Below are 25,996 nucleotides of genomic sequence, written 5' to 3' on the forward strand. Positions count from 1 at the left end.
ATGGCGTATACGATTGGTGTTGATTTCGGCACATTGTCCGGCCGGGCGGTGCTTGTCAATGTCCGCACGGGCGAAGAAATCGCGTCTGCGGTAAAAGAATATACTCATGCCGTCATCGACCGCACGCTGCCGAAGACGGGTGAAAAACTCCCTCGGGACTGGGCGCTTCAGCATCCTGCCGATTATATCGAAGTTCTGGAAACGGCGATTCCGAACCTGCTTCAAGAGGCGGGCGCTGATCCAAAAGACGTGATCGGCATAGGAATTGATTTTACCGCCTGCACGATTTTGCCGATAGACGGTGCGGGGCAGCCGCTTTGTATGCTGCCGGAATTTGAACGGGAGCCCCACAGTTATGTGAAGCTTTGGAAGCATCATGCGGCTCAAAAACATGCAGACCGTTTGAACACGATTGCCGAAGACACAAAAGAAACATTCCTTAAAAGATACGGCGGTAAAATTTCTTCTGAATGGATGATCCCGAAAATCATGCAAATCGCGGAAGAAGCGCCGCATATATACAAGGCGGCAGATCGGATTGTGGAAGCGGCAGACTGGATCGTCTATCAATTGTGCGGTTCATTGAAGCGAAGCAACTGCACGGCCGGCTACAAAGCAATCTGGAATGAGGAGACGGGGTATCCGCCGGATCATTTTTTTGAAAAGCTCAACCCGTTAATGAAAACGATTACAAAAGATAAATTAAGCGGCACCATTTATTCAGTCGGGGAAAAGGCAGGAGGTTTGACCGAAAAAATGGCGGAGCTGACCGGGCTTCTGCCGGGGACGGCCGTTGCCGTCGCCAATGTCGACGCCCACGTGTCAGTGCCCGCGGTCGGTATTACAGAGCCGGGGAAAATGCTGATGATTATGGGAACGTCTACCTGCCATGTGCTGCTCGGCGAGGAAGAACATATCGTCCCCGGTATGTGCGGGGTCGTCAATAACGGCATCTTGCCCGGATATGCGGGATATGAAGCGGGACAGTCCTGTGTCGGCGACCACTTTGAATGGTTCGTCAAAACGTGCGTTCCGAGAGACTATGAGAAGGAAGCTGAGGATAAACACATAGACATTCACGAGCTGCTCAGCAAAAAAGCAGCTGAACTTGTTCCGGGGGAAAGCGGCCTTCTCGCGCTTGACTGGTGGAACGGAAACCGGTCAACCTTGGTGGACGCCGATTTGACGGGCATGATGCTCGGCATGACGCTGCACACGAAGCCGGAAGAAATCTACAGGGCATTGATTGAAGCGACGGCGTTCGGAACGAGGATGATTATCGAAACGTTTCGGGAAAACGGCGTACCGGTCGAGGAGCTTTACGCAGCCGGAGGAATCGCCGAAAAAAATCCGTTTGTCATGCAGATTTATGCAGACGTCACAAATATGGACATTCAATTATCCGGGTCTCCGCAGGCGCCGGCACTGGGCTCCGCGATTTTCGGAGCGCTCGCCGCGGGACGGGAAAACGGGGGATACTCCAATATTGCTGAAGCATGTGCGCATATGGGGAAATTAAAAGACGGCTCTTATGCCCCGAACCGGGAAAGAGCTGAGATTTATGACAGCTTATATGCGGAATATAAAGAGCTCGTTCACTACTTCGGCAAAGAAAACAATGTCATGAAACGCCTGAAAGCCATTAAAAACCGTGATTTTGCGAAAGGGGGGAGCCGCCATGCTTGAAGCGTTAAAAGAAGAAGTGCTCGCCGCCAATCTGAAGCTTGAGGAACATAACCTTGTCACGTTTACATGGGGGAATGTCAGCGGCATTGACAGAGAGAGCGGGAGAATCGTCATTAAACCGAGCGGTGTCGATTACAGTGAGCTGACCGCTGACAAACTGGTCGTCCTGAATGAGGACGGAGACATTCTCGAAGGCTCGCTGAAACCGTCTTCTGACACGCCGACCCATCTTTATCTGTATAAAGCGTTTCCGGCTATCGGCGGAATCGTTCATACGCACTCCCGCTGGGCGACGAGCTGGGCGCAGTCCGGAAGAGACATACCCGCTCTCGGAACGACTCACGCGGATTACTTTGAAAGCGCTATACCTTGCACGAGGGAAATGTATGAAGAAGAAATTGTGAAAGATTACGAATATCATACAGGCAAAGTCATAGCCGAAACTTTTCAAAACGAACCGTATGAACAAAATCCGGGTGTCCTCGTCCACAGCCACGGCCCGTTCTGCTGGGGAACGGACGCGCTGAATGCCCTGCATAACGCCGTTGTGCTCGAAACGGTAGCGGAAATGGCCTACCATTCGCTTATGCTGAACAAACAGCTCAGTCCGATCGACAGAGTGCTGCATGATAAGCATTTTTACAGAAAACACGGGGCGAATGCTTATTATGGCCAAACTTGACGCAGCCGGGTTTCTGATTGATTTAGACGGAACCGTATTCAGGGGGCGGGAGCTGATTGACGGCGCAAAAGAAGCCGTTCATACCCTTCAGTCATTGGGCAAAGCCGTTGTCTTTTTAAGCAACCGCGGCAATCTATCAAGAGCAATGTGCCGAAAGAAACTGCTGGGTGCCGGTATCCGCACGGATGAACGGAGCATCGTGCTGTCCTCCAGTGTGACGGCATCATTTTTAAAGAAGCATTATCCTTTGTCAAAGGCGTGGGTGTTAGGAGAAAAAGGGCTGACTGATGAACTCGCTTTAGCGGGTGTCGCCCTGGCGCAAAACCCGCAGGCGGCAGACTGGCTTGTCATCTCCCTGCATGAAACCGTCACCTATGAGGATCTGAATCTCGCTTTTAAGGCGGCTTCCTCCGGCGCGCGCATCATCGCCACGAACCGGGACCGCTCCTTTCCGAATGAAGGCGGCCATGCCATGGACGTCGCGGGAATGATCGGGGCCATTGAAGCATCCGCCGGAGCAAAAACGGAGCTTGTCATCGGCAAACCGTCTTGGCTGATGGCTGAGGCGGCATGTGAAGCGCTCGGACTTCCCTCTGAGGAATGCGCCATTATCGGAGACAGCCTCGAATCAGATATCGCAATGGGCAGCCTGTACGGGATGAAAAGCGTATTGGTTCTGACGGGGTCGGCCAAACTTGGGGAGCCCCGTCTATATGAACCTGACATCGTCCTTGATTCTATTAAAGACCTGACAGAATTAGCGAAGGAGGGAATCCTTTTATGAAACGTTCTCCTGAGGACATTCAATCCGAGTTTGACAAGGAAGGGGCCAGCCGCTCACCGATTCAAATAGAAGATATCGTGATCGGGGCGAATGCAAAAGAAGAGCTTCTCAGATTTCTGCAAAAAAAATGCTGGAATCATCCGGTCATCGTCTGTGACCGGAACACGTACGAGGCGGCGGGGCGTCTGCTTGCGGACGAATTGAGGGCAGGCGGGATCAAAGCGTCAAAAGTCATTATTCCGGAGCATGAAGCCGGGGCCGCCGCGGCTGATGAGAGGACATTGGTCTATACGCTGATCAATCTCGCGGAAGAGACGGATGTCATCATTGCGGCCGGTGCAGGAACGATTCACGACATTACGCGGTTTGCCGCCTGCCAGCGCGGATTGCCGTTTATCTCATTCCCCACCGCTCCGTCAGTCGACGGTTTTACGTCGGCGGGAGCGCCGCTCATATTAAACGGAATCAAAACGACGATTCAAACGAAAGCGCCGATCGCCTTATTTGCGGATACGAATGTATTAAAAGAAGCGCCCCGTTCAATGACAGCCGCGGGCTTCGGAGACATGCTCGGAAAAATAACATCGCTGGCAGATTGGGAGATTTCCCGCAGGGTTGCGGGTGAGCCGTACTCAGAAGCCGGGGCGAAGCTTGTGAAAGACGCGCTTTGGCAGTGCATTGATCACCGCGCTGCCATTGCCATGGGAACGGAGGCCGGCATTCAGATGCTGATGGAAGCGCTGATCGTTTCGGGTCTTGTCATGCTTGCGCTTGACCACTCCCGCCCCGCCTCAGGAGGAGAACATCACATCTCGCATTGGATTGAGATGGAAATGCTGAAGGCAAAACAGCCTCCGATTCTCCACGGTGCGAAGGTCGGCTGTGCGTGCGCGGTGCTGAGTGATATTTACAAAGAACTGGCTTGTCACGAAAAGCTTGCTGAACTGCCGCCGCACTTTCGCGAGGCGATTCAATCTGCATATGAAGGGCTTCCCGACGGCAAGACAATTGCCGGGTGGCTCGCATCTGCGGGAGGTCCCGCCTGTTTCGATGAGATCGGTGTAAAACAGGACCTTGTCAGCGATGCGCTTAAGCATGCGCACACACTGCGAGACCGTTATACCGGTTTAACCATCATAAATGAAAATGCAGCGCTCTTTGCACATCATTTGCATCAATAGCCGCACGGCCTAAAGTGGAAGGGGTAATGACATGAAAAAAACGACCGCTGTATGTTTGGTGCTGATGATGCTCTTCTTGTTTACCGCCGGCTGTTCACAAGAACGGACTGCCGGCCGGCCGGGAGAAACGGAGCTGACGTTTTGGACGTTTAACGGTCTGCACGAACAGTTTTATCAGGAGATGGTCAAAGAATGGAATCAGAAATATCCGGATCGCAAAATCAAGCTGAATACCGTTGTTTATCCTTATGGACAAATGCATGATAATTTATCGGTTTCACTGATCGCGGGTGAGGGGCTTCCCGATATAGCAGACGTGGAATTAAGCCGGTTCTCGAACTTTCTGAAGGGTAAGGATATCCCGCTTGCCGATCTGACGCCGCTGATTGAAAAAGACCGCGATAAGTTTGTGGAAGCGCGTCTGGCATTGTACAGCAAAAACGGAAAATTGTACGGCCTTGATACACATGTGGGGACGACCGTCATGTTTTACAACATGGATATCATGAAAAAAGCGGGCGTTGATCCCGCCTCCATTAAGACATGGGAAGATTACCGGCGGGCAGGGAAAAAAGTGCGTGAAGCCGCTGGAAAACCGATGGGAACGGTTGAAACAAACGACTCCGCCACATTCCTATCCATGATTTCGCAGCAAGGGTCAGGCTACTACAGCAAAAACGGAAAATTGATTCTGAACAGCAAGACGAATACAGACACACTGAATTATGTAAAGGACATGGTAAATGATAAAACCCTTCTGCCGGCTCCCGGCGGCGGCCATCACAGCGAAGAATACTACGGTTTTATGAATCAGGGCGGGGCAGCCTCAGTGCTGATGCCTATTTGGTACATGGGACGGTTTATCGATTATATGCCTGATTTAAAAGGAAAAATGGCGATTTACCCTATGCCGGCCTGGAAAGAAGGCGGTGACAGATCAGCGGGTTTAGGCGGAACAGCCACCGTCGTGCCGAAGCAGGCTGAACATCTGAAGCTCGCGAAAGAATTTCTCGGTTTTGCGAAAGGTTCGAAGGAAGGGAATATAAAGCTTTGGACGGTGCTCGGCTTTGACCCGCTCCGCTGGGACGTGTGGGATTCAAAAGAATTGAAGGAGAAAAACAAGTACACGGATTTCTTCCGGAACGGTACGTCAATTTTTTCCTCGCTCCTTGAAATAAAAGATGAGATCAATCCGATTTATCTGCATGAAGACTTCTCTAAAGCGGCTGATCTCGTTGTCAGACAAGTGCTGTTCGATGCCCTGAAGACGCAGGAAAAAACACCTAAGGAAGCCTTGGACGAGGCGGCAGAGCAATTAGAGAAATAGGAGAAGCCGCCCTATTTAACAGTGAAAGCGGGGGAGCTTTTATGAGACCTGTAAAGACAGAGACAGCGCAAACCGTTTCTGCAGTCCGGAAGAAGCCGCGCCGGCGCAATGTGCTGTATTCAAAAAAAGCGGCGCCTTATCTTTTTACGGCGCCATTTATCATTTCGTTTCTCGTTTTCTTTTTGTATCCGATTATCAGCGTGTTTATCATGAGCTTTCAACGGATACTGCCGGGAGAAATTACATTTGTCGGGTTTTCCAATTATACCGCTCTTCTTAATCCAACCTTTTATACGGCATTATTTAACACATTGGAATATACCTTCTGGACGCTGATCGTGCTGATTCCGGTGCCGCTTCTTTTGGCGGTGATTCTGAATTCGAAGCTCGTCAGGTTCAGAAATGTGTTTAAATCGGCTCTGTTTGTACCGGCTTTAACATCGACGATCGTAGCGGGGATTATTTTCCGTCTGATGTTCGGAGAAATGAATACGTCGCTTGCAAACGAGCTGATGATGAAGCTTGGCGCATCACCCCAAAACTGGCTCAACAACAAAGGCACCGGCATGTTTTTAATGGTGCTGCTTGCGTCATGGAGGTGGATGGGGATTAACATTCTTTACTTTCTGGCGGGATTGCAAAACGTGCCGAAAGAATTGTATGAAGCGGCTGAAATTGACGGGGCGAGTACGTGGAAAAAGTTCCGGCATATTACCCTTCCATTTTTAAAGCCGGTGTCCGTTTATGTGTTAACGATCAGTATTATCGGCGGTTTCAGAATGTTTGAGGAAAGCTATGTGCTTTGGCAGAATAATTCCCCGGGCAATATCGGCCTCACGCTTGTCGGTTATTTATATCAGCAGGGGCTTGCATACAACGAAATGGGGTACGGGGCCGCAATCGGAATTGTCCTTTTGCTTGTCATCTTACTAGTCAGTCTTGTTTCACTGAAACTGTCCGGTTCGTTTAAAGGGGAGGGATAAGCGTTGCGTAACAATCACATGTCTTCCGTGTACAGAGTTGCGTTCACCTTGTTTTTTATCATGCTGAGCCTGTTGTATATCTTTCCGATGATCTGTCTATTGCTCGGTTCTTTAAAGCCATCATCTGAGCTAATGCGCATCGGGCTGAATCTGCGCCTTGATCCGGATGTGATGAGCCTTGATAACTACACCTATTTGTTCAACGGGGGGAGCATTTATTTCAAATGGTTTTTTAACAGCCTGCTTCTCGGCGTTCTCACCACGGTTCTCACGCTGTTTTTTTCCTCTTTGATCGGCTACGGACTCGGTGTCTACGAATTTAAAGGCAGAAATATTATTTTCGTTCTTGTGCTGATCATTATGATGGTGCCTCTTGAAGTGATGATGCTTCCGTTGTTCAAATTGACGGTGGGTCTTCATTTGATCGATTCTTATACTGGGGTGATTCTGCCGTTTATTGTGTCGCCTGTCGCCGTGTTCTTTTTCCGGCAATATGCGCTCGGACTTCCGAAGGATCTGCTTGATTCAGCGAGAATGGACGGCTGCACCGAATTCGGCATTTTTTTCAGAATTATGGCGCCGCTCATGAAACCGGCATTCGGGGCAATGATCATTCTTCAATCTTTAAACAGCTGGAATAACTTTTTATGGCCGCTGATCGTGCTTCGGTCGAAAGAAATGTTTACGCTTCCAATCGGACTTTCAGGGCTGCTGAGTCCGTACGGCAACAACTATGACATGCTGATTTCCGGGTCCGTTTTTGCGATACTGCCGGTGATCATCATATTCTTGTTTTTCCAAAAATACTTCATTTCCGGACTCACAGTAGGCGGAGTGAAGGGATAGAGAGAGGGAGGAAATATAATGAAAAAAGCGGGGATTACAGCAGATAAAGAATATATCATCGGTGAAGTGGACAAACGGATGTACGGATCATTTATAGAACATATGGGCCGGGCGGTGTATGAAGGCATTTATGAGCCCGGACACCCGAAAGCCGACAAGGACGGCTTCAGAACAGACGTGCAGGAGTTAATCAAGGAATTGCAAGTGCCGTTCATCCGCTATCCGGGAGGGAATTTTCTCTCGGGCTACAATTGGGAAGACGGCGTCGGGCCGGTGAAGGACCGCCCGCGGAGGCTTGATTTGGCATGGCAGACGACAGAAACGAACGAAGTAGGGACGAATGAATTTTTAACGTGGGCGAAAAAAGTGAACGCCGAAGTGAATATGGCGGTCAATCTCGGGACGAGAGGGATCGATGCCGCCCGGAACCTCGTCGAATACTGCAACCATCCTGAAGGGTCGTACTGGAGCGACTTACGAAAATCGCACGGATATGAAAAACCTTACGGCATCAAAACATGGTGCTTAGGAAATGAGATGGACGGCCCTTGGCAGATCGGTCATAAAACGGCGCATGAATACGGACGGCTCGCCGCTGAAACGGCAAAGGTGATGAAATGGACGGACCCGACGATCGAATTGGTGGCTTGCGGAAGCTCAAACAGCGGCATGCCGTCCTTCATTGAGTGGGAGGCCGAGGTGCTTGAGCATACGTACGAGCATGTGGATTACATCTCACTGCATACGTATTACGGCAACCATGAAAATGATCTTGAGAACTATTTGGCGAAGTCGATGGATTTAGACCATTTTATTAAATCCGTCACAGCCGTATGTGATTATATGAAAGCGAAAAAACGCAGCAAAAAAACGATTCACCTTTCTTTAGATGAATGGAATGTGTGGTATCACTCAAATGAAGCGGATAAAAAAGTGGAGCCATGGATTACGGCCCGGCCGATTCTTGAAGACATCTACAATTTTGAAGATGCGCTGTTGATCGGTTCACTGCTGATTACCATGCTGCAGCATGCGGACAGACTAAAGATCGCCTGTCTCGCCCAGCTTGTCAACGTAATTGCGCCTATCATGACCGAAAAGGGCGGAGAAGCATGGAGGCAGCCGATCTTTTACCCTTACATGCACGCCTCTGTCTACGGGAGAGGGACTTCAATGAAGCTGCTGGTCACCTCCCCGAAATACGACTCAGCGGATTTTACGGATGTGCCGTATGTTGATGCCGCGGCCGTTTACCATGAAGAGGATGAAGCACTTACCATTTTTGCCGTCAACAAAAGCAAGGAACTGATGGAAACGGAGATCAAGCTGAGAGGGTTTGAAGATTACCGCATTATTGAGCATATCGTGCTGGAGCATCAGGATATGAAAGCGACCAATCAAAAAAACAGAAAAGAAGTCACGCCTCACTCAAACGGAACGTCTTCGGCAAATGCTGAAGGGATAACGGCTCATTTTACTCCGCTGTCCTGGAATGTCATCCGTTTATCAGGCAAATAATGTTCCGAAAAGCCGGGCTGCGCCGCCGGCTTTTTTTTACGCAAAAATCATCTCCTGTTATCTGATAATTGTGATAATATTTAGAAAAAGAGAAAAGGGGCTGGGATTAAATGAATGCGATTACAATCGTCATAGCGTCTATATGTATTCTGGCGATCGCCTATCGGCTTTACGGTACCTTTATGATGGTCAAAGTATTAAAAATCAATGATCAGACACCGACTCCGGCCCATGTGCTTGAGGATGGGAAAGATTATGTGCCGACGAATAAGTGGGTGTCATTCGGCCACCACTTCGCGGCAATCGCCGCTGCCGGCCCGCTTGTCGGACCGATTCTGGCAGCTCAGTTCGGCTATCTGCCCGGGCTTTTATGGCTGTTAATCGGGGCGGTGATCGGAGGAGCCGTGCACGATATTGTCGTATTGTTTGCATCAATGCGGAAAAACGGGAAAACGCTTTCTGAAGTCGCCAAAGAAGAGCTCGGCCCGGTGGCGGGTTTTTGCACGGGTCTCTCGATGCTGTTTATCATTACGATCACGATGGCGGGGCTGTCCATGGTTGTGCTGCACGCGCTTGAGAAAAACCCGTGGGGAACGTTTGCGGTGGGGATTACGATTCCGATCGCGATGGGGGTCGGCCTCTATTATAAAAAAACGGGCAATCTCAAACTCGCATCAACTGTCGGGTTTCTTTTGTTAATGGCCGGTGTTGTCATCGGGCCGCGGCTGCAGACAACGGCTCTCGGGGACATGCTGACACTGGATGCGAAAACGCTTGCAGTGGCGCTTCCTGTCTATGCGTTTTTCGCCGCGGCGCTTCCGGTTTGGCTTTTGCTGGCTCCGCGTGACTATTTAAGCAGTTTTATGAAAATCGGGGTTTTTGCCGCTTTGATCGCAGGCGTCTTTTTCGTCAATCCCGCCATTAAATTTCCGGCCGTAACGGAGTTTATTCACGGCGGAGGGCCGGTGATCGCGGGTCCTGTCTGGCCGTTTATTTCAATAACGATTGCCTGCGGCGCCATTTCGGGCTTTCATGCATTTGTCGGTTCCGGCACAACGCCGAAAATGCTGGATAAATGGAGTGATATAAAGCCGGTTGCTTTCGGAGCGATGCTTGTGGAATGTCTCGTCGGAATTATGGCGCTCATTGCAGCTGCCGCTCTTGAGCCCGCCGACTATTTTGCTATTAACAGCACGCCTGAAATATTCCGCACCCTCGGGATGAATGTCGTCCATCTGCCTGAATTGAGTAAAGAAATCGGGCTCAGTCTGGAAGGAAGAACGGGCGGCGCTGTTACGCTTGCCGTCGGAATGACGTATATCTTTACGGAGATTCCGTTTTTCAGTCATTTGGCTTCATACTTTTTTCAATTCGTCATTATGTTTGAAGCGGTGTTTATTTTAACGGCGATTGATGCGGGAACCCGTGTCGCCCGGTACTTGATTCAAGAGTTTTTCGGAGAGGTCTATAAGCCGCTGAAAAAAACAGACTGGCTGCCGGGCTCGATTTTCTCAAGCGCGCTCGCCTGCCTGCTGTGGGGCTATCTTCTGTGTTCGGGCGACATCAGCTCCATTTGGGCGCTGTTCGGCGTATCCAATCAGCTTATGGCGTCTGTCGGCTTAATTATCGGTGCGACCGTCGTATTAAAAATAGCGGATAAGCGGCGCTATATGCTGACATGCCTGATTCCTCTCGCTTATTTGTACGTGACCGTCAACTATGCGGGTTATTGGATGGTGCGGTATGTGTATTTGAACCCCGAAGCGGCGGGATACAACGTGCTGAATGGCGTTTTATCCATTATCATGCTCATTCTCGGGCTTGTGATTATCATTGCGGCTGTGAAAAAATGGGCGAATGTATGGCGTGATCCGAGTGCCAGACTGGAAGCTTCAATACCCGGATAAATCCGCGGCCGTCCGAACATTGCAGCATCATAAAAAAGCAGAGAGCCGATATGTCTCTCTGCTTTCATCTTATGACAAATCCGCCGCTTCCAAAAGGTAATCCGCCAAATGAACCGCGCGGACACGGCCTGTTAATCCTTCGCGTAAAATGCCGAGCTGCATTTGCAGAAGGCATCCGGGATTGGCTGTCACGATGACGGCCGCCTCCGTTTTTCCGGCGGCTTTCATCTTACTGTCTAATATTTTCATAGACATCTCTGACTCTGTTATATTATAAATTCCCGCCGACCCGCAGCAGCTGTCGGCCTTTTCCATTTCTCTGTACTCAGCCCCTTTAATGCTTTTCAAAAGCGTGCGCGGTTCCTCTGACGTATGCATCACATTGCGGAGATGGCAGGAGTCCTGATATGTGACGATATGAGGAGACTGCGCCCGCAGGTTTTTTTGATGGAACTTCAGATCAACCAGTACGGATGAAAAGTCTTTGAGCTTCCGGACGAATTGTTCGGCACGTTCCGCCCATCCAGGTTCATCTTTCAGTAAATGCGGATATTCCTGAAGAAAGGCGCCGCATCCGCCGGCGTTTGTAATGATATAATCAGCGTCAAGCGCTTCAAAAGCCGCGATATTCCGCTTGGCCAGTTCTTTTCCCATCTCTTTTTCTCCGCTGTGCCCGTGAAGCGCGCCGCAGCACGCCTGGCCGTCCGGGACCGCGATTTCACACCCGGCCGCCTGTAAAAGCGCCGTTGTCGCATGATTTGTCGCTAAAAACATCGTATCCATTAAGCAGCCCGAGAAAAAAGCGGCCCGTTTTTGGACGGGACCCGCGGCAGGAAGAAAACGCGGCCTTTCCTTCATGTCTTTCCGTTTCGGGGCGGGCGGGAGCACTTGTTCCATTGTGCGCAGATGTTCAGGCAAAACGCGCAGCATACCGGTTTTTCTGACGGCGGTCTGCAGTCCCGATCTTTGGTATATTCCGAGAAGATTCACGGCTGTCTGCATGCGGTTTTGATGAGGGAAAAGCCCGGTGAAGGCGGCTTTCCGCAAGAGGCGCACGCCCGGCTTATGCTTTTTATTTTGATGAATGATATCCCTCGCTTCTTCAAGCAGCTGTCCGTAATTGACCCCTGCCGGACAAACGGGCTCGCATGCCCGGCATCCGAGACACAGCGAAAGTGAGCGCTCGACATCTTCATCCGGCTCGATCAGTCCGTCTGTGACGGCTTTCATCAGGGCGATCCGGCCGCGCGGCGAATGGGATTCTTGAAATCCCGATTCAATATAGGTCGGACAGGAAGGAAGGCAGAAGCCGCAGCGCATACAGTTCAGCAATTCACCTTCATCCATGCGGTTTTTGAATTCTGTTTGAATTTGTTGCTGCTCTTTAGCCGTTGTCATTTCATCACCACCACGCGTTTCCTTGATGAATTGGCGAATATTTTTCCCGGATTCAGCAGATTTTGGGGATCAAGCGCTTGTTTGATCGCTTTCATGGCGGTGATGCCTTCTGTTTTCAGTTTCATTTCTAAATACGGCGCTTTTACGATGCCGACCCCGTGTTCACCCGTTATCGTCCCGCCCAGCTCAATCGCTTTTTCAAAAATGGCGGCAAAAGCTTTTTCGACACGTTCCATCTCCTCTGTATTTCGGATATCGGTGGTGCACGTCGGATGGAGGTTGCCGTCTCCGGCATGGCCGAATGTGCAGATGGACAGGCCGTATGTTTCTGCAATCTCGTTAATGGCTTTGACCATGCTGGCAATTTGTGATCTCGGCACGGTCGCATCTTCCAGAATCGTTGTCGGTTTCAGCCGGGCAAGGGCTGATAATGCGGACCGTCTGGCCTCTGTAAGCGCGAATGCCTCTTCCTCGGTTTCAGCCGTTTGGACGGATACGGCTGCTCCGTTTTTACAAATCGCTTCGATTTTTTCCATATCTCGTCTGACCGTTTCGATGTCACCGTCCTGTTCGATCAGCAGCACCGCTTTTGCGTCGGTCGGAAGCCCGATCTTGGCGTAATCTTCAATGACCTGCAGTGTCGGCTGATCCAGAAATTCGAGTGTCGCCGGAATGATTTTTTCAGCGATGATGGCAGAAACCGATTCCGCAGCCGCTTCAATATGTTCATAGAGTGCAAGCAGCGTTTTTTTCGTTTCCGGCTTCGGAACCAGCTTTAAAGTCGCTTCCGTCACAACGCCGAGCGTCCCTTCTGATCCGACGAAAAGCCGGGTCAGATCATAACCGGCGACATCCTTTGTCAGCTTTCCTCCTGTGCGGATGATATCGCCTGAAGCCAATACGGCTTCAAGGCCGAGGACATAATCCCGGGTGACGCCGTACTTCAAACCGCGCAGCCCGCCGGAATTTTCATTAATATTCCCGCCGATTGTCGATATTTTCATGCTGCTCGGATCAGGCGGATAAAATAAACCTTTTTGTTCAACCGCACGGATCATATCTTGCGTAATCACGCCCGGCTGGACGGTTGCCGTCAAATTTTCTTCATCGATTTCTAGAATGCGGTTCATATATTTGAATAAAAGCACAAGCCCGCCTTCAGACGGACATGTGCCGCCGCATAGGTTTGTGCCTGAACCCCTCGGCACGATCGGAATGTCATGCCTGCTGCAAATCGTTAATATACGGGACACGTCATCCGCGCTGCGGGGGGCGATGACCGCATCCGGCATGGCTTGCAGCTGAGGAGCCGCATCATAAGAATACACAAGACGGCCCGCCGCCGAATCATCATAATTCTCCTTCCCGACCGTCCGGATGAACGCTTCTTTTGCCTCTCGTGAAATCATGTTCTCCCAACCTCCCTGATAAGAAAAGCGTTTTCATTTAATTGTAAAGAAAAACGATTCCGCACACTATGGAGAAACATATGAAAAATGATGATATGATTACGTGCTTTTTGTATGTTGATCTAAAAAGCGCAGCGCCAAATAAAAAGCCGTTATGTCTTCAGGGCGGTCCAGCTTCATATTTGTCAGTGATTCCAGTTTGGAAAGACGGTAGCGCAATGTGTTGATATGAATATGCATGTCGTCGGCGGTGCGCTTTAACGATAATTGCCGGTCGAAAAAGGCGCGCAGCGTATCCAGAAGTTCTTCCCGGCCGAGTACATGCTCGAGAACCCGCCGTGAAAATTCCGACCTCGTGCGGGGTGTGATATCGGCAAGACACATATCCAGTTTTAAATCTTCTTCAAAGACGGCCTGCTTGTCACCGATTCCGGCTGAAAGTGCTTTATCTGCCTGTTCGTATGATTCCGTGAGGCGCTCTCCCGGAACGATCCGTCCGATGCCGGCGGTGACAGGCAGCCCAAAAACGGCGCCGATCTTTTTAATGAGCTGTGTTTTGGAAGCCGAATTTGCTTCATGATTAATGAGAATGCGTTCATTTCCCCAGCGGACAAACAGGTCTTCAGGGCATTCGTACTGCCAGAGCCGCCCGAGCTCCTCCGCTTTATATTGCTCATAACGGCCTTGAATGAGTATGATCCGGCGGTATGCGTGAAGGTCTGCGCCGATGAGCTTTGCTTTTTCTAAAAAGCCCGGAGACCATTCTTTCAGCTGCAGCCAATCAACCATAAAGGATTCAAGCATTCTCGCACGCCACTGCGCTTCTTCCATATGGCGCGTTTCTTTAATAAACAGCTCCGTCATTTTTCTGAGCAATTCTCCGAAAGGCAGGATATCGTCAGGGTCTCCTGTCAGGCCGAATACTCCGATCACTTCATGGCCTGAAAAAACGGGGAGGTTCAGTCCTGCTTTTACGCCCTCGAGCCGTTTTTCATCTTCTTTCGTAATGATGACATTCCGTTTTTCGCGCGCGCAGATCAGTGCGCCTTCATGAAACCATCCGGCGCGCGCCTCGTTGGTGCCCGCGATGATCATCCCTTTTGTATCGGCAATAATCACTTCGCGGCTGTACATATGTTTGACTTCGGCAATCAATTTCTTTGCCAGTTCCGGCTGTAACTGCATGGCGATCCCCCTCGCCATTATTATACAAAAAAAAACCGGGTGTCCCATCACCCGGTTCATGCTTATTGCGCAGGTTTTAATCCGCCTTCAAGTGTTTTGAGCATTTCATTTTTTTCTGAGTCCGACGCATGCTGCCAAAGAACTTCGAATAAGACGCCGAGGCCCGGAAGCATTTTTTCTTCACCGCTTTGGATGGCGTCAACGATAGTATGCTCCAGCTGATCCTGGTTATTGCCGGTTACATTGGCAATAACGGCGTTGCGTAAATTAAGATCCATTACAACCGCTCCTTTTTCTGAATGTGATACGCATATTCTTACCGCGCACGCGGTTTATTATGTGCTGTTCTTAAGATATAATAACAACATGCATGAAAAAAGGAGAGCACAGACATAAAGTGAAACGAATCGACTCTGCAAAAAACCAAAAAGTGAAGGACTGGAAAAAACTTCACACAAAAAAAGAGAGACTTAAAACGAATACATTTCTGATAGAAGGAGAGCATCTGGCAGAAGAAGCGCTCAAATCAAAGGGAACGGTAAAAGAAATTCTCGTAAACGATGAGAGCGCCATCCCGGCCGATCTGGACATGAGCATTCCGTGCTACGTGCTGAGCGAAGACGCGTTTTCAGCCGTGACGGAAACAGAAACGCCGCAGCGGATCGCCGCGGTCTGCCATATGCCGGATAAGCAGCCTGATCAGCTGAAGCGGCTGCTTCTGATTGATGCCGTGCAGGACCCGGGGAATTTAGGAACAATGATCAGAACGGCAGATGCAGCGGGGATCGACGCCGTTGTCCTTGGTGAGGGAACAGCAGACCCGTACAATGGAAAAACGCTGCGTTCAGCACAAGGTTCTCATTTTCATATTCCCATTTTGAAACGTCCGCTTGATGAGTTTACCGCTGAGCTGAAATCACAAGGCGTCGCGATCTACGGCACGGCGCTTGAAAACGGTGCGGCTTATCAAAGCGTGAAGCCTGAAGAATCGTTCGCGTTAATCGTCGGGAACGAGGGGGCGGGAGTGGACTCCGGCCTTCTGCAAAAAACGGATCTCAACCTGTACGTTCCGCTGTACGGGCAGGCGGAATCGCTGAATGTGGCGGTAGCGGCCGCCATCCTCGTTTATCATCTCAGAGGATAGGTTGCGAAAAGCCTTGGATTTCACTATAATAGATAGCAATAATGTAAAAACCGTGACAGAGGACGTCAATTTTTGCACACACTGCCTTCCAGGGAGAAAATGCCGCTGACTGAGAGCATTTTTATCGCAGCACAAAAATTGATTTTCACCTCTCGAGTTGTCACCGGGACCGCGCCAAACGCGCGTAAAGGTGAACCGGAACGATCGTTTCCGTTATGTCAATGAAGCTGTCGGCAGATGAAGTCTGCCTTAAAAAGGGTGGTACCGCGGCCACAACTCGTCCCTTCTCTCAAGGGGCGGGTTTTTTTGTTTTCTGAAAAAGGCATAGAACGGTTTGGTTTACATAAAAGGAGGATGCATGATGGAAGAGAAGCTTAAACAGCTCGAACTGGAAGCTGCAGAAAAAGTAGAAGCGGCGGGTTCATTAAAAGAAGTTAACGACATTCGGGTGCAATATCTCGGAAAAAAAGGGCCGATTACAGAAGTTCTCCGCGGCATGGGCAAACTGTCCGCCGAAGAGCGCCCGAAAATGGGAGCGCTCGCCAATGAAGTCAGAGAGCGCATTGCAGCAGCCATTACGGCGAAAAATGAACAGCTTGAACAAGAAGAAATGAATAAAAAACTCAGCAGCCAGACGATTGACGTCACGTTGCCGGGCAGTCAGGTAAACATCGGCGGACGCCATCCGCTGACGGTCGTTATTGAAGAAATTGAAGATTTATTTATCGGCATGGGATATACCGTCGAAGAAGGCCCTGAAGTGGAAACGGATTATTACAACTTTGAGGCGCTGAACCTGCCGAAGGAACATCCGGCCCGCGACATGCAGGACAGCTTTTACATTACAGAAGAAATGCTGATGAGAACGCAGACGTCACCGGTGCAGACGCGCACGATGGAAAAGCATAAAGGAAAAGGCCCCGTCAAAATCATTTGTCCCGGTAAAGTGTATCGCCGCGACAACGATGACGCGACACATTCCCATCAATTCATGCAGATCGAGGGTCTCGTCGTCGACCGCAAAATCAGCATGAGCGACCTGAAAGGCACGCTTGAATTGGTCGCCAAAAAAATGTTCGGCCAAGATCGTGAAATCAGGCTCCGTCCGAGCTTTTTCCCATTCACAGAGCCTTCTGTCGAGGTGGATGTGACCTGCTTTAAGTGCGGCGGACAAGGCTGCTCCGTCTGCAAAAAAACAGGCTGGATCGAAATTCTCGGCGCCGGCATGGTTCACCCGAACGTGCTGAAGATGGCTGGATTCAATCCTGAGGAATACCAGGGTTTTGCTTTCGGAATGGGTGTGGAACGTATCGCGATGCTGAAATACGGCATTGAAGATATCCGCCATTTCTATACCAATGATGTCAGATTCATTTCGCAGTTTAAACAGGCGTAAGAGGAGGATACACATGTTTGTTTCTTATAAATGGTTAGAAGATTACGTTGACTTGCAGGGAATCGACCCGGCCGTGCTTGCAGAAAAAATTACGAGAGCCGGTATTGAAGTTGAGGGTATCGAGTATAAAGGGGAGGGCGTAAAAGGCGTTGTCATCGGACACGTGCTTGAGCGCGAACAGCACCCGAATGCCGACAAACTCAACAAATGCCTTGTTGATATCGGTGCGGAGGAACCCGTGCAGATTATCTGCGGCGCCCCGAATGTTGATAAAGGACAGAAGGTTGCCGTTGCAACGGTCGGAGCCGTGCTTCCCGGCAATTTCAAAATTAAAAAAGCCAAGCTGCGCGGCGAAGCGTCTCACGGCATGATCTGTTCCCTTCAGGAGCTCGGCATTGAAAGCAAGCTCGTGGCGAAAGAATATGCGGAAGGCATTTTCGTTTTTCCGAATGATGCTGAAACGGGAGCTGACGCAATGGCGGCCCTTCAGCTTGATGATGCGATTTTAGAATTGGGCTTAACGCCGAACCGCGCCGACGCGATGAACATGCTTGGCGTGGCTTATGAAGTTGCGGCTATCCTCGGCGCAGAGGTAAAGCTTCCGGGGGCTTCATATGAAAAAGCGGCAGAAAAAGCGGCGGATGCTGTTTCCGTTAAGGTTGAAGATACGCAGGCCAATCCGCATTATGCCGCAAAAATCATTAAAAACGTCAAAATCGGCCCGTCTCCGCTATGGATGCAGACGAAGCTGATGAATGCAGGCATCCGCCCGCATAATAACGTCGTGGACATTACAAACTTCGTCCTCCTTGAGTACGGACAGCCGCTTCACGCTTTCGATTACGACCGGTTCGGTTCAAAAGAGGTCGTCGTCAGAAAAGCGGCGGAAAACGAAACCATCGTAACGCTGGATGAACAAGAGCGCAAGCTGTCAAGCAGCCATTTGGTCATCACAAACGGAAAAAAAGCGCAAGCCGTTGCGGGAGTCATGGGCGGAGCTGAGTCTGAAGTCCGTGAAGACACCACTGCGATTTTACTGGAGGCCGCTTATTTCGACGGACAGACCGTCCGCAAAGCGTCGAGAGACCTCGGATTGAGAAGCGAAGCGAGTGCCAGATATGAAAAAGGCATTGATCCGGCACGCGTTTTGCTGGCGGCTGAACGGGCCTGCAGTCTCATTCAGGCATATGCCGGCGGAGAAGTGCTCTCAGGCACGGTTGAAGAAAACCATCTGAAAATCGAAGCAAACAATATTCACGTGTCTGTTGAAAAAGTGAACGCCGTGCTCGGCATGACAATCGCTAAAGAAGAAATCATCAGCATTTACAAGCGCCTCGGGTTTGCAGTCGGTGAAGCTGAAGACGTTCTCGTCGTAACGGTGCCGTCGCGCCGGGGAGATATTAGAATAGAAGAAGACCTGATTGAAGAAGCGGCGAGATTGTACGGATATGACAATATTCCGTCCACGCTTCCGGAAACGGCCGGCACGACAGGCGGCTTGACACCGTATCAGGCAAAACGCCGGAAAGTGAGACGTTTTCTTGAAGGAGCGGGTCTTTCACAAGCGACCACTTATTCATTAACGAATGATAAAAAAGCGGCCGCTTTTGCGATCGAAAAATCATTCAACACGATGCTTGCTCTGCCGATGAGCGAAGAAAGAAGCATTCTCAGACACAGCCTCGTGCCGAATCTTCTTGAAGCCGTTTCATACAATCTGGCCAGACAGACTGATTCCGTTGCTTTATATGAAACGGGTTCTGTATTTCTGACGAAAGAAGAAAACACAAAACCAGTTGAAAAAGAACGGGTTGCCGGGGCTGTAACCGGATTGTGGCGCAAAAATTTATGGCAGGGTGAGAAAAAGCCGGTTGATTTCTTCGTCGCCAAAGGAATCGTTGAAGGCCTGCTGCATCAATTGAATGTGTCAGACCGGGTTGAATTTGTCCAGTCAGAACGCAAAAACATGCATCCCGGCCGGACGGCAAACATTCTGTTGAACGGTTCGCTTGCCGGATTTATCGGCCAGGTGCATCCGGCAATGGAAAAAGAGCTGGATATCAAAGAAACGTATGTGTTCGAGCTTGATCTGCACGCGCTTCTGACCGAGGAAACAGAACCTGTCGTGTATACGCCGATTCCGAAGTACCCGTCCGTCACGCGCGATATTGCGCTTGTGGCAGATAAAACCGTTACAAGCGGACAGCTCGAAGCCGTGATCAAAGAAGCCGGCGGCGCGCTGCTGAAAGAAGTCACCGTATTTGATGTGTACGAAGGTGAGCATATGGAAGAGGGCAAAAAATCCGTCGCCTTCTCGCTCCAATATGTTAACCCTGAACAAACATTGACAGAAGAAGAAGTGACAAAAGTACATGAAAACGTGCTGAAAGCGCTGGAAGAAACGTATCAGGCCGTATTAAGAGGATAAAGAAAAAGCTTGCAGATCACTCTGCAAGCTTTTTTATTATGACCGCTTCCGTTCAACAAGGCGTTTCGCTTTTTGCGTATTGGCAAAATGAAGTTTGGTGAACGTTCTGAGCGCACCTTCTCCCTTATTGATGATCAGCTTGGCGGCAGCTTCATCGACATGCGGCCCCGCGCCTTTCGGAATCGTCATCCCAGCCTCACGGGAAAGCTTATCCATTTCAATTAAGAAAGAATATCGCGCAATGATAGAGGCTGCGGCGACAGAAAGATGTATGCTTTCCGCTTTCGTGCTGAAAAACGTTTTTTCTTTTACGATATCCCGTCCGGAAAGATGCTTAAAATAAATGCCGGGCTCTGCGAATTGGTCAATCAGAATCGCTTCCGGTTTAACGCCGTTCATTTTTCTCAGCAGATTGGAAATCGCCTGATTATGAAGGAGCGCCTTCATTTTTCCTTGGCTCATGCCTTTTTCCTGCATCTGATTGTATTTTTCATTTTTTAACACAAGCAGGCTGTAAGGAATGGTTTTAATTAACAGTTTGGCGATTTCAATAATCTGCGGATCTTTTAAATCCTTCGAATCCTTCACACCGAGTTCTTTCATTAAAGAAAGCTTTGATTTGTCGGCGTAGGCGCAGGCAACCGTTATCGGCCCGAAGTAATCGCCTGTTCCGACTTCATCAGAGCCGATTACTGACATGGAGGCAATGCCCGCCGGGGGAGCGTAGAGCGGATCGGCCGCTTTTTTGACGGTTTTCTTTGCTTTCGGCGCCTCAGCCGTTCCCCAGCGGGCCGCTTCTGTGCCGGCGTTTTTTCCTTGAAAGAGAACCTTGCCCGAGCGGTAGGCTGTAATGGTACAGCCCGGAGGCTTGGCCTGGAAGACGGCGCCCTGCGGAACGGCGGGAGTAAGGGAGCCGGCATAGGATTGTTTCATTTGTTCCATAGCGGAAGCGGATACTTTTATAACAGAATGGGACACGATATAATCTCCTTTTTTGGCACTTTTCACTGTATATACCAGTGTATCATAACAGCCCGAGGCTCGTCTTTCCATTCAAACGATAATCGTGGTATGATAGGAACTAGGATTCTCGCGGAATGGAGGAGAAACGTTGTCTGACGGCAAAAAAACCAAAACGACAGTAAACATTTACGGCCAGCACTTCACCATTATCGGGGAAGAAAGCAAAGCGCACATGCGCCATGTGGCCGGAGTGGTTGATGATAAAATGAGAGAAATCAACGAGAAAAATCCATATCTTGATATAAATAAGCTCGCTGTATTGACTGCGGTCAATGTCGTGCATGATTATATGAAACTGCAAGAAAAATATGAAATACTGGAGCGGCAGCTTAAAGAAAAGGAATGAACACCATATGATAGATATCATCATCTTAGTTTTGCTCTTAATGGGCACATTGCTTGGATTAAAAAGAGGATTTATCCTCCAATTTATATATTTAACGAGTTTCATCCTCTCGATTGCGTTTGCGGCGCTTTTTTACAAAAATCTGGCCCCGCATCTGAGCTTTATACCCGCGCCTGATTTTTCCGGCGGGCAGGCGGCTCTGTCTTTTATTAAAGGAAACGTAGAGACGGCTTATTACAACGCGATCGCGTTTGTCATTTTGTTTATCATCGCAAAGATTCTGCTCCGGATTATCGGAGCGGCGCTTAATATCATCGCCAGCATTCCGGTTATTAAACAGATCAACAAACTGCTGGGCGGGGTGCTTGGGTTTCTGGAAGTCTATTTATTTGCGTTTATCCTGTTATACGTCGCATCCGTACTGCCGGTAAGCGCGCTTCAGGGTATGCTCGCACAATCGACGCTTGCAAATATCATCACACATCATACGCCGTATCTGTCAGGGCTCCTGCAAGAACTGTGGGCCCAGTACGGGGCATAAAAAACTTCTCTTGACCGGAGAAGTTTTTTTCAAGCTCTGCGTCAGTTGTGCCGGAGGAGAAAAATTTGTATGATGAAAAGCAGGAAACGACTGGGGGTTAACAGTATGCATAAAAAAGATATCATCAGGCTGCTTGAAACGATTGCGGTCTATATGGAACTGAAAGGGGACAACCCGTTTAAAATATCAGCCTTCCGAAAAGCGGCAGCGGCGCTTGAGCAGGATGACCGCAGCCTGTCGGAAATCGACGACATGATGTCTATATCCGGCATCGGAAAAGGCACTTACGGCGTCATTCGTGAATATATGCAGGAAGGTGTGTCCGGCACGCTTCTCCAATTGAAGAAAGAAGTTCCGGAAGGCTTGGTTCCTCTTTTGAAGCTTCCGGGCCTCGGCGGCAAAAAAATCGCCAAGCTGTATCAGGAACTGGGCGTTCATGACGCGGAATCGCTGAAAGAAGCGTGCGAGCAGCAAAAAGTACAGGGGCTCGCCGGTTTCGGCAAAAAAACGGAGGAGAAAATTCTTCAGGCTCTCGGAGAAGCCGGAAAACAGCCGGAACGGTTTCCGATCGGCTATGCGCTCGGCATTGCTTCAGTAATTGAAGAACATTTGGCCCGGCTGACGGATATTCAGAAATATTCCCGGGCCGGCAGTCTCAGAAGAGCGCGGGAGACTGTAAAAGATCTGGATTACATTATCGCTACAGATCATCCGGAGGCTGTCAGAGAACAGCTTCTTTCCCTCCCAAACGTAAAAGACGTGATAGCGAGCGGGGACACAAAAGTATCAGTCATCCTGACCTTTGAATATGAGACGAGTGTGGATTTCCGGCTTGTGACAGAGGAACAGTTTGCCACCACACTGCATCATTTTACCGGTTCTAAAGATCACAACATTAAAATGCGCCAGCTGGCGAAAGAGCGCGGTGAACGGATCAGTGAATACGGAGTAGAAACCATAGAAACAGGAGACGTCAAAACATTCCCGAGCGAAGAAGCGTTTTACGCCCACTTCGGTCTGCCGTTTATTCCTCCTGAGCTCAGAGAAAGCGGGCAGGAGGTCGACACGTACCGGGAAGAAACGGATCTTGTGGAGCATAAAGCGATAAAAGGCGATCTCCACATGCACTCAGCCTGGAGTGACGGCGCTTTTTCCATCAGAGAAATGGCAGAAGCGTGTATGGCAAAAGGCTATCAGTACATGGCGATCACCGACCATTCCCAATATTTAAAGGTAGCCAACGGGTTAACGGCCGAACGGCTCAAAAAACAGGCGGAAGAAATTGACGCGTTAAATGCTGAATTTGAAAATTTTCATATTTTTAAAGGCGTAGAAATGGATATTCTCCCCGACGGTTCGCTCGATTATGATGACAGTGTTCTGTCTGAAATGGATCTTGTCATCGCATCTATTCATTCAAGCTTCAGCCAGCCGGAACATGTCATTATGAAACGGCTTGAACAGGCGCTGACGAATAAGCACGTGGACATTATCGCCCACCCAACGGGACGCCTGATCGGCAGACGGGCCGGCTATGAAGTCGACATCGACATGCTGATTGAACTCGCCGCCAAAACAAATACGGCGCTTGAACTGAATGCAAACCCCGCGCGCCTCGATTTACGGACTGAGCACCTGATCAAAGCAAATGAAAAAGGTGTGACTCTGGTCATTAATACCGATGCCCATAATATCGAGATGCTCGATGATATGAAAACGGGCGTGACCGCTGCGCGCAAAGGCTGGACGGAAACAAAACATGTGTTAAACGCCCGGCCGCTACACGAGGTCAAAGCATTTCTGACGCGCAATGATTAAGTAAGGAGGATCACAAAACCGTGCAGCAAAAAGTGTTATCATCACTTGAATTTCATAAAGTAAAAGAACAGATTACCGCACATGCCGCCTCATCGCTCGGCCGGGAGAAGCTTCTGCAGCTGAAACCTTTGACGGATCTCTCAGACATCCAAAAACAGCTGGATGAAGTCGAAGAAGCATCCGCGGTCATGCGCTTGAGAGGCCATGCTCCGTTCGGCGGCCTGACCGACATAAGATCCGCTTTACGGCGGGCGGAAATCGGCAGTGTGCTGACGCCGGCGGAATTTACCGAATTGTCCGGGCTGCTGTATGCCGTTAAACAAATGAAGCACTTTATCAGCCAAATGACAGAAGACGGCGTCGACATTCCGCTGATACAGGCCCATGCAGAAGAACTGATTACATTGGGCGATTTGGAAAGGGAGATTAACTCCTGCATTGATGATCACGGCGAAGTGCTTGATCATGCATCCCCCGCTTTAAGGGGAATCCGCACACAGCTCAGGACACTTGAATCAAGAGTCAGAGACCGGCTTGAATCGATGCTGCGTTCATCTTCCGCTTCTAAAATGCTGTCTGACACCATCGTTACGATTCGGAATGACCGCTTTGTCATCCCGGTCAAACAGGAATACAGATCAAGCTACGGCGGAATTGTCCACGATACATCTTCATCCGGTGCGACACTGTTTATTGAACCGCAGGCGATCGTAGATATGAACAACTCGCTTCAGCAGGCGAAAGTAAAAGAAAAACAGGAAATCGAACGGATTCTCCGGATGCTGACGGAGCATACGGCTGAACACACACAAGAAATCGCTCAAAATGTGGAAGTGCTGCAGACACTGGATTTCATTTTCGCCAAAGCGCGATACGCAAAAGCAATGAAGTCGACAAAACCACTCATGAACGGAGACGGCTTTATCCGGCTGAAAAAAGCGCGCCATCCGCTGCTGCCCCAAGATCAAGTCGTGGCCAACGATATTGAACTGGGCGGAGATTATTCAACGATCGTTATCACGGGACCGAATACGGGCGGTAAAACCGTTACGTTAAAAACACTCGGGCTGCTGACGATAATGGCGCAGGCAGGATTGCACATACCGGCTGATGAGGGATCGGAAGCAGCAGTATTTGACAATGTGTTTGCCGATATCGGCGATGAACAGTCGATCGAACAAAGTCTGAGTACGTTCTCATCCCACATGGTCAATATCGTCAATATTTTAAAAGACGTGTCTGAAAACAGTCTTGTGCTGTTTGATGAACTCGGTGCCGGAACAGATCCGCAGGAAGGAGCGGCGCTTGCCATGAGCATCCTTGACGAAGTTCACCGGACAAACGCCAGAGTGCTTGCGACAACCCATTATCCGGAACTGAAAGCATACGGATATAACAGACAAGGCGTCATGAATGCCAGCGTTGAATTTGACATTGAAACGCTTTCGCCTACCTATAAGCTTCTGATCGGAGTGCCGGGCCGAAGCAACGCATTTGAAATCTCAAGACGCCTTGGGCTTCCGGAGCATATCATCGGCCAGGCGAAGTCAGAAATGACCGCCGAACATAACGAAGTCGATCTGATGATCGCATCGCTTGAAAAAAGTAAAAAAAGAGCGGATGAAGAGCTTTCTGAAACCGAATCAATCAGAAAAGAAGCAGAAAAACTGCACAAAGATCTTCAGCATCAAATCATTGAGCTGAACGCCCAAAAAGATAAAATGATGGAAGAAGCCGAGCAGAAAGCTGCGGAAAAACTGGAAGCCGCCGCAAATGAAGCCGAACAGATCATCCGCGAGCTCAGGTCCATCAAGCAAGAACACAGATCCTTTAAGGAACACGAGCTGATTGACGCCAAAAAACGTCTCGGAGACGCGATGCCGGCTTTTGAAAAATCAAAGCAGCCGGAAAGAAAGACAGAGAAAAAACGCGAGCTCAAGCCGGGCGACGAAGTAAAGGTGCTCACATTCGGACAAAAAGGGGCGCTGCTTGAGAAAACCGGCGAGAAAGAATGGAACGTCCAAATCGGCATCCTTAAAATGAAGGTGAAGGAAAAAGATCTTGAGTTTCTCAAGTCCGCTCCTGAACCGAAAAAAGAAAAAGCAATCACCGCCGTAAAAGGGAAGGATTATCACGTATCCCTTGAACTTGACCTCAGGGGAGAGCGTTACGAAAACGCCCTCAGCCGCGTCGAAAAATATTTAGATGACGCGGTGCTTGCCGGCCATCCGAGAGTGTCCATCATTCACGGAAAAGGCACGGGCGCCCTCCGAAAAGGGGTGCAGGATCTTCTGAAAAACCACCGCAGCGTGAAAAGCTCGCGGTTCGGGGAAGCGGGAGAAGGAGGATCAGGCGTAACGATTGTCGAACTAAAATAAAAAGGGAGTAAACGTC

The 25,996-nt window shown here is 49.7% G+C and carries 21 protein-coding genes; 16 read left to right on the forward strand and 5 right to left on the reverse strand.

Going from position 1 to position 25,996, the window contains the following annotated elements; translation table 11 throughout:
- From araB to cstA, 9 genes are all read left to right on the forward strand, one after another.
- The gene (araB, locus tag ABK447_RS06195) at positions 1-1,686 is read left to right on the forward strand and encodes a ribulokinase (protein ID WP_221663836.1); all 1,686 of its coding nucleotides are present in this window, start codon (positions 1-3) and stop codon (positions 1,684-1,686) included.
- Positions 1,679-2,368 (forward strand): L-ribulose-5-phosphate 4-epimerase, encoded by a 690-nt coding sequence (gene araD / locus ABK447_RS06200; RefSeq protein WP_003152509.1) that lies wholly within the window; start codon positions 1,679-1,681, stop codon positions 2,366-2,368. Before araB ends, araD begins: the two co-directional genes overlap by 8 nt.
- A complete protein-coding gene (locus ABK447_RS06205) occupies positions 2,346-3,152 on the forward strand; it encodes an HAD-IIA family hydrolase (RefSeq protein WP_373366195.1) in 807 nt (268 codons plus the stop codon). The genes araD and ABK447_RS06205 overlap by 23 nt, the downstream gene beginning before the upstream one ends.
- Complete coding sequence (locus ABK447_RS06210; RefSeq protein WP_039063384.1) at positions 3,149-4,333, forward strand: sn-glycerol-1-phosphate dehydrogenase; 1,185 nt, start codon at positions 3,149-3,151, stop codon at positions 4,331-4,333. The genes ABK447_RS06205 and ABK447_RS06210 overlap by 4 nt, the downstream gene beginning before the upstream one ends.
- A gap of 31 nt (positions 4,334-4,364) precedes the next feature.
- On the forward strand, positions 4,365-5,660 hold the full coding sequence (locus ABK447_RS06215; protein ID WP_012118143.1) for an ABC transporter substrate-binding protein: 1,296 nt from the start codon (positions 4,365-4,367) through the stop codon (positions 5,658-5,660).
- Between the two features lie 41 nt (positions 5,661-5,701).
- The gene (locus ABK447_RS06220; protein WP_007408105.1) at positions 5,702-6,643 is read left to right on the forward strand and encodes a carbohydrate ABC transporter permease; all 942 of its coding nucleotides are present in this window, start codon (positions 5,702-5,704) and stop codon (positions 6,641-6,643) included.
- An 18-nt stretch (positions 6,644-6,661) separates the two neighbouring features.
- The gene (locus tag ABK447_RS06225) at positions 6,662-7,489 is read left to right on the forward strand and encodes a carbohydrate ABC transporter permease (protein WP_032871724.1); all 828 of its coding nucleotides are present in this window, start codon (positions 6,662-6,664) and stop codon (positions 7,487-7,489) included.
- Positions 7,490-7,507: 18 nt separating this feature from the next.
- Positions 7,508-9,007: an alpha-N-arabinofuranosidase gene (locus ABK447_RS06230; RefSeq protein ID WP_012118142.1), complete on the forward strand. Its 1,500-nt coding sequence runs from the start codon at positions 7,508-7,510 to the stop codon at positions 9,005-9,007.
- Between the two features lie 110 nt (positions 9,008-9,117).
- On the forward strand, positions 9,118-10,914 hold the full coding sequence (gene cstA / locus ABK447_RS06235) for a carbon starvation protein CstA (RefSeq protein ID WP_150941343.1): 1,797 nt from the start codon (positions 9,118-9,120) through the stop codon (positions 10,912-10,914).
- A 69-nt stretch (positions 10,915-10,983) separates the two neighbouring features.
- Here the strand turns inward: cstA and ABK447_RS06240 are convergent, their stop codons facing one another.
- The 4 genes from ABK447_RS06240 to sspI all read right to left on the reverse strand — a co-directional run bounded on the left by ABK447_RS06240 (position 10,984) and on the right by sspI (position 15,184).
- Positions 10,984-12,312 (reverse strand): (Fe-S)-binding protein, encoded by a 1,329-nt coding sequence (locus ABK447_RS06240; protein ID WP_061890762.1) that lies wholly within the window; start codon positions 12,310-12,312, stop codon positions 10,984-10,986.
- Entirely contained in the window at positions 12,309-13,721 is a 1,413-nt protein-coding gene (gene glcD, locus ABK447_RS06245; protein ID WP_191974036.1) for a glycolate oxidase subunit GlcD, read from the reverse strand. Before glcD ends, ABK447_RS06240 begins: the two co-directional genes overlap by 4 nt.
- Before the next feature lie 99 nt (positions 13,722-13,820).
- Positions 13,821-14,906, reverse strand: coding sequence for a sugar diacid recognition domain-containing protein (locus ABK447_RS06250; RefSeq protein ID WP_072589439.1), 1,086 nt, complete (start codon positions 14,904-14,906; stop codon positions 13,821-13,823).
- 62 nt (positions 14,907-14,968) lie between these two features.
- Complete coding sequence (gene sspI / locus ABK447_RS06255) at positions 14,969-15,184, reverse strand: small acid-soluble spore protein SspI (protein WP_003152527.1); 216 nt, start codon at positions 15,182-15,184, stop codon at positions 14,969-14,971.
- Between the two features lie 119 nt (positions 15,185-15,303).
- Here sspI and ABK447_RS06260 point away from each other — a divergent pair, with 119 nt between their 5' ends.
- The 3 genes from ABK447_RS06260 to pheT all read left to right on the forward strand — a co-directional run bounded on the left by ABK447_RS06260 (position 15,304) and on the right by pheT (position 19,874).
- On the forward strand, positions 15,304-16,050 hold the full coding sequence (locus ABK447_RS06260; RefSeq protein ID WP_052827709.1) for an RNA methyltransferase: 747 nt from the start codon (positions 15,304-15,306) through the stop codon (positions 16,048-16,050).
- 361 nt (positions 16,051-16,411) lie between these two features.
- A complete protein-coding gene (gene pheS, locus ABK447_RS06265; RefSeq protein ID WP_003152530.1) occupies positions 16,412-17,446 on the forward strand; it encodes a phenylalanine--tRNA ligase subunit alpha in 1,035 nt (344 codons plus the stop codon).
- Between the two features lie 13 nt (positions 17,447-17,459).
- On the forward strand, positions 17,460-19,874 hold the full coding sequence (gene pheT, locus ABK447_RS06270) for a phenylalanine--tRNA ligase subunit beta (protein ID WP_076425076.1): 2,415 nt from the start codon (positions 17,460-17,462) through the stop codon (positions 19,872-19,874).
- Between the two features lie 36 nt (positions 19,875-19,910).
- On the opposite strand, the gene rnhC is transcribed toward pheT, so the two are convergent.
- Positions 19,911-20,852, reverse strand: a complete 942-nt coding sequence (gene rnhC / locus ABK447_RS06275; RefSeq protein ID WP_007408113.1) for a ribonuclease HIII — start codon at positions 20,850-20,852, stop codon at positions 19,911-19,913.
- A 133-nt stretch (positions 20,853-20,985) separates the two neighbouring features.
- Between rnhC and zapA the strand changes: the two genes are divergently transcribed.
- From zapA to ABK447_RS06295, 4 genes are all read left to right on the forward strand, one after another.
- Positions 20,986-21,243: a cell division protein ZapA gene (zapA, locus tag ABK447_RS06280; protein ID WP_007408114.1), complete on the forward strand. Its 258-nt coding sequence runs from the start codon at positions 20,986-20,988 to the stop codon at positions 21,241-21,243.
- A gap of 7 nt (positions 21,244-21,250) precedes the next feature.
- Positions 21,251-21,784, forward strand: coding sequence for a CvpA family protein (locus ABK447_RS06285; RefSeq protein WP_025285079.1), 534 nt, complete (start codon positions 21,251-21,253; stop codon positions 21,782-21,784).
- A 105-nt stretch (positions 21,785-21,889) separates the two neighbouring features.
- Positions 21,890-23,602, forward strand: coding sequence for a DNA polymerase/3'-5' exonuclease PolX (gene polX, locus ABK447_RS06290; protein WP_059368165.1), 1,713 nt, complete (start codon positions 21,890-21,892; stop codon positions 23,600-23,602).
- Positions 23,603-23,622: 20 nt separating this feature from the next.
- Positions 23,623-25,980 (forward strand): endonuclease MutS2, encoded by a 2,358-nt coding sequence (locus ABK447_RS06295; RefSeq protein WP_191974037.1) that lies wholly within the window; start codon positions 23,623-23,625, stop codon positions 25,978-25,980.
- Positions 25,981-25,996: the final 16 nt, after the last annotated feature.

It is taken from the genome of Bacillus sp. hwrm1, assembly GCF_040207805.1.
Taxonomy (GTDB): domain Bacteria; phylum Bacillota; class Bacilli; order Bacillales; family Bacillaceae; genus Bacillus; species Bacillus velezensis.